The organism is Micromonospora sp. NPDC007271 (genome assembly GCF_040634005.1).
Taxonomy (GTDB): Bacteria; Actinomycetota; Actinomycetes; order Mycobacteriales; family Micromonosporaceae; genus Micromonospora.
In genome coordinates, this window is sequence record NZ_JBEYER010000040.1 from 1 (window position 1) to 9,473 (window position 9,473).

Annotated in this window: 7 protein-coding genes; all 7 read right to left on the reverse strand. The window is 70.5% G+C overall.

The window, feature by feature from the left end:
- Positions 1-2,632 (reverse strand): M14 metallopeptidase family protein (locus ABZ570_RS16365; protein WP_358063353.1); only part of this gene is annotated, 2,632 nt, incomplete at its 3' end.
- 406 nt (positions 2,633-3,038) lie between these two features.
- Complete coding sequence (locus tag ABZ570_RS16370; protein ID WP_358063356.1) at positions 3,039-4,682, reverse strand: amidase; 1,644 nt, start codon at positions 4,680-4,682, stop codon at positions 3,039-3,041.
- Positions 4,679-4,981, reverse strand: coding sequence for a hypothetical protein (locus ABZ570_RS16375; RefSeq protein ID WP_358063359.1), 303 nt, complete (start codon positions 4,979-4,981; stop codon positions 4,679-4,681). Before ABZ570_RS16375 ends, ABZ570_RS16370 begins: the two co-directional genes overlap by 4 nt.
- 237 nt (positions 4,982-5,218) lie before the next feature.
- Entirely contained in the window at positions 5,219-7,234 is a 2,016-nt protein-coding gene (locus ABZ570_RS16380) for a 2-oxo acid dehydrogenase subunit E2 (protein WP_358063362.1), read from the reverse strand.
- Positions 7,235-7,248: 14 nt separating this feature from the next.
- The gene (locus tag ABZ570_RS16385; RefSeq protein ID WP_358063365.1) at positions 7,249-8,154 is read right to left on the reverse strand and encodes a thiamine pyrophosphate-dependent dehydrogenase E1 component subunit alpha; all 906 of its coding nucleotides are present in this window, start codon (positions 8,152-8,154) and stop codon (positions 7,249-7,251) included.
- Complete coding sequence (locus ABZ570_RS16390; protein ID WP_358063368.1) at positions 8,151-8,384, reverse strand: acyl carrier protein; 234 nt, start codon at positions 8,382-8,384, stop codon at positions 8,151-8,153. The genes ABZ570_RS16385 and ABZ570_RS16390 overlap by 4 nt, the downstream gene beginning before the upstream one ends.
- 72 nt (positions 8,385-8,456) lie before the next feature.
- Positions 8,457-9,467: a 3-oxoacyl-[acyl-carrier-protein] synthase III C-terminal domain-containing protein gene (locus ABZ570_RS16395; protein WP_358063371.1), complete on the reverse strand. Its 1,011-nt coding sequence runs from the start codon at positions 9,465-9,467 to the stop codon at positions 8,457-8,459.
- Positions 9,468-9,473: the final 6 nt, after the last annotated feature.

Below are 9,473 nucleotides of genomic sequence, written 5' to 3' on the forward strand. Positions count from 1 at the left end.
AGGCCCGTTTCGACAGGCCGAGATGGCGGCACGCAGTATCAAGAAGAAGGTTAAGCCCGAGGTACATCGCGTTGAACAACAGCCGATAGGTCCCGTGCGACTGTGCCCGGTGCTGCGGCTTGAAGCCGATCATCACCACGTTCCCGTCGCCCACCTTCGCCGTCACCACGGCCGCCTTCCCGCCGATGACGTCGTCACCGAGAAGGAAACCGCTCTTCAGCAGGTTCGTCTTCGGCCAGGTGGCCGTCACGGTGACGCCCTGGGCGCCCTCGGCGACCTCGAACGCCGGGCCGTTGGCGACGAACGCGGAGGCGGTCGAGCCGAAGCCGGCGCCGACCGGGTCGGTGGGGTCGACGTTGAGGTTCAGCACCGAACCGGGGATGTTGTACCGGGTGTCCCCCACGCCTTCGGTGACGTCCTTGACCGGCACGCCGAACGCCTTGATCGGCAGCTGGGCCGCCTTGTTAAGCGTCACGACCGTGCCGCCCGCCTCGACGAACTTCTTGAGGTTGGCCACGCCCGCGTCGGTCATTCCGCCGGTGTACTCCGGCGGCAGCGACCCCGCCGTGCGGCCGTTGCGCATCGAGTTGTACGTGGCGTCGGGCAGCACGATCGTGTCGAACTTCGCCCGCAGGTCGCCGGCTCGGACCGCGGCATTCGTCAGCTTCTGGTACCCGAAGCCGAACTGGTCGAGGATGAGCCGGGTCCAGCCCTCGTCGTAGTTGTTGAACCCGTCGTACAGGCCGATCCGGGGTGCGGCCAGCGTCGTCACCTTCGCCGGTTTCGCGTCCACCGCCGCGATGCTGAGCCCCAGTCGGTTGGCGAGCGACGTCACCCGCGCGTCGGTGCCCGCCGCCGGCGTGACCAGGAAGGTGCCGGCCGGCAGGGTGCCGGTTCGGGTGGTCACCTGGCCACTGCTCCGGTAGACCTTCTCCCCCGCCGCGAGCAGAGCGTTCACAGCGGCTGCACTGTCGTTGACGCGGGGGTCGAGGGCGTACGCGTACTTCGGTGCGCCCGCCACCACCCCGGCCGGCATGGTCGGCCAGTCGACCTGGCGGGTGGTGGCCGCGACCGGCTGGGTGAGCTTGTCGACGGTGACGCCCATCTGGAACGACAGGGTGTAGCCGGTGATGTCGTACGGCGGCTCCAGCGGGCCGCCGGGGTAGAGCCGACGGTCCGGGTACTTCTGCGCGTTCAGCAGGTCCAGAACGGCCGCCCGGTAGGGCTGGGCTTCGCGGACCAGGTAGCTGCCGGCAGGGTAGGTGCGGTTGCCCACGGTGAACGAGGTCACCGCCTGCTCGACGCGGATGTTGCTCCACCGCAGCTTGTCCACCAGCTTCGTGGCGGTCGGGAAGTCCGCCTGGTCCGCCGGGATCACATAAGTGGTGCTGGCGCCGTTACGCGCCCCGTCGCGGGCCATCTGCGACATTCCGTAGAGCAGGGCCTCCCGGTCGTCGCTGGCCACTCGCAGCATCGCCCACGAGGCCGTCTTGATGTAGTCGCAGCTCTGCGACAGGTGCCACTCGCCGCCCTTCCAGGGGCTGGGGTAGAACACTGACGGCTCGCTGGTCGAGGTGCCGTCCGCGAAGGTCTTCGGGAAGGTCGCCGGGTCGTACACCCTGGGCGTGGCCGAGGCGTGCGCGGTCTCGGTCAGGATGCCGATCTGGTTGTGGTAGTACGGCGCCGTCCGCATGCCGCCGTTCCACCAGATGTCGTACGACTGGCGCGCCAGCGCGCCGACCTTGTCCTCCCGATCCAGCCGCTGTCCCATCGCGTCGCCGACGAGGTTGACGCCTCGGACCACCTGCGGGTGAATGTTCGGGTTCAGCGGGTCCTCGAAGGGCGGGATGCTGATCCGGGCGGGGAAGACCGCCGTCTGGTGCACGTTGTGCATGACCTGCGGGATCCAGTCGTGGAACAGCTGGCGTCCGAGGTTCTGGGTCTCCTGCAGGTTGAACATGTACCAGTCGCGGTTGTTGTCGTGCCCGGCGTACTTCTGGTACAGCTCCGGATAGCCGGCGTCCTGGTAGGGGCCGCCGAGGTTCTGCCGGTACCACTCGGCGACCTTGGTGCCGCCGTCCGGGTTGACGTTGGGCACGAGCAGGGTGATGACGTTGTCCCGGATTGCGCGTGCCTCGGGCGTCTCGCTGGTCACCAGGTCGTACGCGAACTGCGGGGCGGTCTGGTGGCCGGCGACCTCGGTGGAGTGGATGCCGAAGTCGACCCAGGCGATGGCCTTGCCGTTCTTCGCCAGGTCACGTGCCTCCGGCTCGGAGAGCGCGTCGCCCTGGGACAGCCGCACCGAGGTCTTGCGGTAGCGCTCGAGGTCCTTGTCCTTGAGGTTCTTCTCCGAGGAGACGATGGCCATCAGTTGCGGCCGGCCCTCGCTGGTCTTGCCGATCTCGACCAGCTTCATCCGGTCGCTGGCCTTGTCGAGGGCTCGGTAGTAGTCGGCGATCTGTTCGTAGGTGGCCAACTTGTAGTCGGCGCAGGGCACCCAGCCGATCACCGACTCCGGCTTCGGTACGCGGTTGCCCGCGCTGGCGACGGTTCCCGAGGTCAGCACCGGCGTACCGAGCAACGTCAGTACGCAGGCAACCGGCAACGCCGTCCGTGACAGTCTTCGTTTCACCTGGCATCCCTTCACAGCACACTGCACGACGGAAAAGGGACCGACAGGGGCGGCCGCACCAGATCGGGTGAGATCGATTCAACAGGCTTCGATCGATTCCGGGAACGCTTGCCGCGGCAATTGAGCAAATCTTGAGGCTTGCCGATGCCGCCGAACCCAGCCGGACCGCGGGCGGCGCCAGCACGCGGACCAGCAGCGGGGCGGCGCAGGAGAACCCCGCTTGCCCCGCTGTGGTCTCGCCACAATTCATCTTCCCGCAGGGGGGTATTTGAAGGCAGGATGGCGTTTCAGCGGCACGAGAGAATTGCGGTCGAGGTTTTCCCCGCGACCGGAGCGCAGATATTCGCTTCGCGATCCACCGGTGCAGGAACGGAGAGCGGGAGTGGCCTCCCGCCCTCCGTCCGGACTACTGCGTGAGTTCGGCGACCTGCTCGGCCGTCAGCCGGAGCACCTCCGTGGGTGCTTCCTCGCGCGTCCTGGCCGCGACGGCGGGCGGGTCGGCGGGCCGCCGCAGGTGCCAGTCCGTCGTCGCCTGGTACGCGGCCACCACCGACAACAGTCGGTCCTCGGCGTACGGCAGGCCGCCGAGGATGGTGCCGATCGGCACGCCGGCGGCGGTGAACCCGATCGGGAAGGCGATCTCCGGCAGGCCGAGGATGTCGAACGGCACCGGGTCGGTCTGCACCACCACGTCGCACACGTCGAACAGGTCGTTGAGCACCCGTTCCATCAGCAGCAGCCTGGCCCGCTGGCCGGTGAGGAACTCGTTGCCTCCCAGCAACGCCCCCTGCAGCCAACTGGTCACCGACACGCCGAAGCCGCGCAGGTCGGTACGCAGGTACGGCATGAACGGCTCGCTGCGCTCCGGCAGCCGGATGTTGTTGAAGGTGCCACCGGTCAGTTGGCTCCACCCCTCCGGCAGGGGGACGTCCACGAGCGTGGCGCCGGGTATCTCGGCGAGCTGGGCCAGGTACGCCTGGCGGGCCGCCGCGGTGGCCGAGGTGCCGTTGGTGAATCCGGGCAGCACTCCGATCCTGGTGTGCCAGCGCAGCTTGACCTGGTTCCTTCGATACACCGGGGTGGCCGCGTCGATCAGATCGGGCACGTCGGGCAGCCCCTGGCTGCGCGGGTCCGCCGGGTCCTCGCCGGCCATCGCGGTGAGCATGATGGCGGCGTCCTTGGCGTCGCGCGCCAGCGGGCCCGGATGGTCGCGGGTGTAGGTGAGCGGGATGACGCCGGCCGCCGACACCCGGCCCATGGTCGGCTTGAGCCCGGTCAGGTTCTGCGCGTTCGAGGGGGCGGTGATCGAACCTCCGGTCTGGGTGCCGATGCCGGAGGTGGCCAGGCGACCGGCGACCGCGGTGGCGGTGCCGGTGGATGACCCGCCGGGGTCGGTGTTGCGGTTGGTCGGCGTCCAGGCGTTGACCGTGGTGACCACGCCGGCCGGGGTGGTGGCGCGGGTGGTGGCCAGCGGGCCCATCTGCGTCTTGCCGAGGACGATGGCGCCGCCCGCCTTGAGCCGGGCCACCGCGGTCGCGTCGTACGGCGGCACGAAGTCCTTGAACAGGAAGGAGTTCGCGGTGGTGAGGACGCCTTCGGTGTAGTAGTTGTCCTTGATCGCCAGGGGTATGCCGTGCAGCGCGCCGAGTCGCGGCGCGCGGGCGGCATCGCGGGCCGCCGCGATGGCCGCGTCGGCGAGCACCAGGTTGAAGGCCTGGTAGGTGCCGTCGTACGTGGAGATGCGCGCCAGGTACGCCTCGACCAACTGCTCGGGGGTCAGGTTGTTGGCGCGGATGAGCCAGGCTGCCTCGGCGATGGTCAGTTCGGTCGGATCGGCGACCGCCTCCGGCCGGGGCCGGGTGTAGGCGTTGGGCTGATCCAGGGCCCGGTTTCTCGTCCCCGCCCCCGGGTTCATGGTCAGGGCGCTGTTCGCCACCGCCATCGACGGTGCGGCGACGGTTGCGCCTGCGGCAGAGGCGACGGCCAGCGCGGCAGCGCGGGCCAGGAACGCCCGGCGGTCGATCGAGCGGTCGAGTGGTTCGGCAGTCATGCCTTCCGCCATTCTGCGCTGTTCGAGGGGTACAGGATCGGCACGTGCTGCTGCGACAGCGCCCTCCCGACCGCGGGGTCCGTCGCGTCGGGGGCGGGCATCTGGTACGCGGCAAGCGCCGCCACGGTGCCGCGCAGAAACGAGCGCAGCGAGGCGAGCACCGACTCCTGGCCGGGCGAGCCGGTTTCCGGGTCGGGGGTTCTGCCGGGCGGGAGCTGGTCGAGGTCGATACCGAGAGCGGCCAGCCGGGCCCGGATCAAGATGTTCAGTTCGGCATCGGTCGGCGGGGTAGGGGCCATGGGTGCTCCTCTGGTGCTGCACGTCACCGTGTTCCATCGAAGTGAGCCGAACCTAGGCCGGTCACCGCCCGTGGGCGCAGCTCGGGCGGGGAAATTGAGAAGCTCTTGAGTCTTCCGGCTTGGTGTGGGCGACAGCGGACCCGCACTGCTGCCGGTCCGGGCGGCGGTCGGACCTGCTGGATCCCGTCGCCGGCCAGCCGGGCGTACGCGGTGATGAGCTCGTGTGCGGTGCCAGGGTTACCGTTGCAGGGCGGCGCTGAGCGCGGCCAGGTACTCCCCGGCCTGCGCCCCGTTGACCAGCCGGTGGTCGTAGGCCAGCCCGAGGTCCGCCATCATCCGCTCGCGCACCTCACCTCCGACGTCAAGCACGACCTCGCGGTGCACGTCGGGCACCGACAGGGCACAGGTGACGCCGGGCGGGATGATCGGCTGGGCGTAGATCACGCCGGGGGTGTTGTTGAGCGCGACCAGGAAGTTCATCCCGGCCATGTCGTCCTCGCGTAGCCGGTTGCGCAGCGCCTTCATCCGCAGCTCGACCACGGTGTCGGCGAGGTCGCCCAGGTCCAGCTTCGCCGCGTCGCGGATCACCGGCAGGAACAGCCCGGTGCCGACGTCCACGGTGAGCCCGACCGACGGCTGTGCCGCGTCGATGACCCGGCCGTCCCCGGTGAGTTGGGCGTAGAGGGCCGGGAACTGCTCGTGCAACGTGGCCACGGCAGCGATGACAACCTCGGTCAGGCTGACCTCGGCGCCGGTCTCGTCGGTGGCCCGACGCGCGTACGCGAGGGCGGCGGTCACGTCGACCCGCACGGCGGTGAAGGCGACCGGGATCTCCCGGTGTGAGGTCGCCACCACGTCGGCGATGCGGCGTTGCGCCGGTGGTAGCGGCCGCCCCGGCAGCGCCGGTTGCGTCACCACGGCCGGCTCAGCGACCGGGGGCGCCGCAGCAGGGAAGGCATTGGCGGACAGGATGTAGCCGATGGTTGAGCCCGGGACGCAGTCGGCCCCGGCGGCGAGGTCCTGGCGCAGGACGCCCGCGTGCGTCGCGGCCAACTCCTCGATCGCCTTGGAGGTCTCGACCGCCGCGATCGGCTGTCCGATCTCGACAGTGGCATCGGCCGGGACCAGCCACTCCAGCAGCACATAGCTGTCGTCGTTGTTGTTGAGCCTGGGTACGCTCACCGCGACGCCCGGCTCCGCCGCCCGGGCCTGGCGCAACCTGGTCAGCGGGGAACCGGTGCTGGGAGCAGGAGCAGACTCGCCAGTGGAGCGGTGCATGATCCGTTCGAGGATCGTGTCCGCGTTGAGCAGGACCGCTCGTTCCAGGTGCGGTGCCGACGGAATGATGCTGGCGGCCGAGCTGACAAGCTCGATCGGCCGGCGCAGCAGCGGCCACGCGGCGGCGTAGAGCCGGGTGGCGGCCTCACTCCCCCAGGTGCCGCCAGCCGTGCTCTCCTCGGCGACGATCACGCCGTCCGCGCCGTCGAGCAGGTCGAGCACACCGTCGACGTCGAAGGGGTAGAGCCGGGCTGGGACCAGCACCTCGACATTGCGCCCCTGCTCCCAGGCCTCGCTGGCGGCGGCGATCGCCCGGTTGGCGACCCCGCCGGGGGCGATGACCAGCGTCGGCGGGGTGGCGGCAGTCGGGTCGAAGACGCGGGCCCAGTTGCGGTCCGCGCCCAGCAGCTCGAAGGCGAGGCGGTCGTCGACGCGGTTGTCCACGTACCTCCGCTGGGTGTAGAGGATCTTGTCCTCGAACAGCATGGACGGTTCGCCGCGGCGCAGCGCGGCGGCGAGCACGTCGGCCGCGTCGTGCAGTGGCGACAGCTCGAAGAGCGCGAGGTGCGGGATGCCGATGAAGTGCTTCTGCACGCTCTGGCTGTGCGTCGGGCCGTAGCCCCGCCCGCCGCCGACGGGGCAGCGGATCACGACCCGCATCGGGGTGTGTTCGCCGTACATGGCGACGGATTTGGTGAGAAAGTTGAGGATCTGGTCGAAGGCGAGGCCGACGAAGTCGCCGAACATGATCTCGACGATGACCGTGTCACCGCAGAGCGCCAGGCCACCCGCGACGCCGGTGATGCCGTTCTCGCTCAGCGGCGTCGACAGCACCCGGCCCGGGTGGGCCGTCGACAGGCCCTGGGTGACCTTGAACGCGCCGCCGTAGGGGTCGACGACATCCTCGCCCAGCAGCCAGGCCCGCTCGTCGGCGGCGAACAGCTCGTGCAGGGCGCGGTTGAGATTCTGGCTCATTCGTTCGGCGCGCGTCACCCCACGCTCCCGCTCACCAGGGGCCGGGCCAGCGCCGCGGCCGAGATGTCTGCGACCCGCCGCCGGGCCTGCGCGTCAGCGGCCGAAAACTGTGGCGGGTACGCGGCCGCGTACCGCTCCAGCCAGTCGAGGTGGCGCAGCCGGCGAATCTCGTCGGCCGGGCGGGAGTCGTCGCCCTTGCTGTGCGGGCCGAGCCGGACCGTGTGCTGCACCAGCACATGCGGCTGCCGGGTGGCGCGGACCCGCTCGATGTGCGGCGCGGCGGCGGCGCGTACCTCGTTGAGGTCCAGCGAATCCGACTCGCTGAAGGTGATCCCGAACCCGGCGACCCGGCCGCCGATGGTCCCGGCCAGCTGCTCGGTGGTCGGGGTGGACTGGGCGATCCGGTTGTGCTCGACCACGACCAGCAGCGGCACCTGCCACAGCTGCGCCATGTTGAGCGCCTCGTAGACCGCGCCTTCGCCCCAGGTGCCGTCACCGATGTAGGTCACCACGATCCCGTCCTGCCCGGTGCGGTTGAGGTGCAGCCCCACGCCGACCGCGGCGGGCAGGCTCTCCCCCTGCACCCCGGTGGACAGGAACCGTTCCCGGCGCAGGTGCTGGCTGCCACCGCGCCCACGGCACACCCCGCCCTCCCGGCCGAGCAGTTCCGCCAGCAGGCCGTCCGGGTCACCGCAGTGGGCCAGGTAGTGCCCGTGCCCCCGGTGGTTGCTGAACACGAAGTCCCCGGTCAGCAGCGGGGCCAGCGCGACCGGGATGTATTCCTGGCCGAGGCAGGTGTGCGTGGTGCCGCTGATGTGGCCGTCCGCGTACAGGCGGAGCAGTTCCTCCTCGAAGCGGCGGATGAGCAGCCCGGTGCCGAGGTCGGCGTCGCTGAGCGGAGACGGCGCGGCGAGCGTCATTCCTGGACGCCCCGCCGGGCGAGCAGCGCGCGCAGGTCCGCCACGGACCGGACGGCCCGGATCTCCCGTGGCGTGACGGCGATCCCGTACGTGTCCTCGACCGCCGCGACGATCTGGAGGTGGCGCAAGCTCACCCAGGCCGCTGTGGTCGCGGGACCGGTCTGCTCGTCGACCTGATCGACCGGCAACGCCAGCACGTCGGCGACGAGCCGCACCAGGCGACTGGACATCCCGTGTCCCTTTCCAGAACGGATAACAGGCGGCAGCGGCGGCGCGCTGTCGAACCGATCAGGGATCGATGCTTACACCTCGACGATGGTACAGGCCCAGTGCATGCCCCGGCCCAGCGAAATCAGCGCGACCCGGTCGCCCTCGCCGAGTTCACCGGCGGCGAGCAGGCGGCTCAGCCCGAAAAGCTGGTCCGCCGCACCGAGATGCCCGTGCTCGGCCGCCAGTTCCCGGTTGGTACGTGCCAGCGGCACCCCGTGCGCCTGCGCCAGGGACGCCATGGACCGCTCGTTGTCGCTGACCAGGATCAGGCGCGCCAGGTCGACGACCTTGACGCCCGCCCGCTCGCAGGCCCGCTCGGTGACCCGCACGGCCCGCTCGTCCAGGTCCCGGGCGAACTGCTCGAACTGCTCGGCGTCGTAGTCGAAGAACTCCATCACGTGCCACACGTCGCGTGCGGCAGGCGGCTCGGCACCAGGGCCGAAGGGCGCCGCCGCGCCGCCCACGTCGAGCCGGTAGAACGCGGCGTAGCGGCCGTCGGTGGCGGCCTCCGTGGCGAGCCAGCGCAGCCGGGAGTGCCCGCGCCGGGCCACCGTGGCGACCGCGCCGTCGGAGAAGACCATCGGCTGCGTGTCCATCCGGTTCCAGTACGCCTCACAGGTCCGGTTCGCGGCCACCACCAGGGCGTTGGCGTACCGCGGGTGGGTGGCGAACTTGCCCGCGACAGTGTCGAAGCTGAGCACGCCGGTCGTGCAGGCCTGGGTGAGCAGCACCGCTTCGGCGTTGACCGCGCCGAGCCGGTGCGCCAGGTCGGCGGCGGCGTCCCAGTAGAGGTACTCGGTGAGGTCGGTGACGGCCAGTACCAGCAGGTCCAGCTCCGCGGCGGCGAGCGCGGCGGCGTCGAGGGCCTGTCGGGCGGCCCGCTCGGCGAGGTCGGTCAGGCCGACCTCCGGCGCGCTGCGGTGCACCTGGCGGTAGCCGTACCCGAGGACCCGGTTCACGTCGTCGGTGTACTGCCCCACCACGTCCGCCACCGGTACGGGATCGCCGAGTGCCTCGCCAAAGGACACCAGCCCGAAGCTCATTTTGCC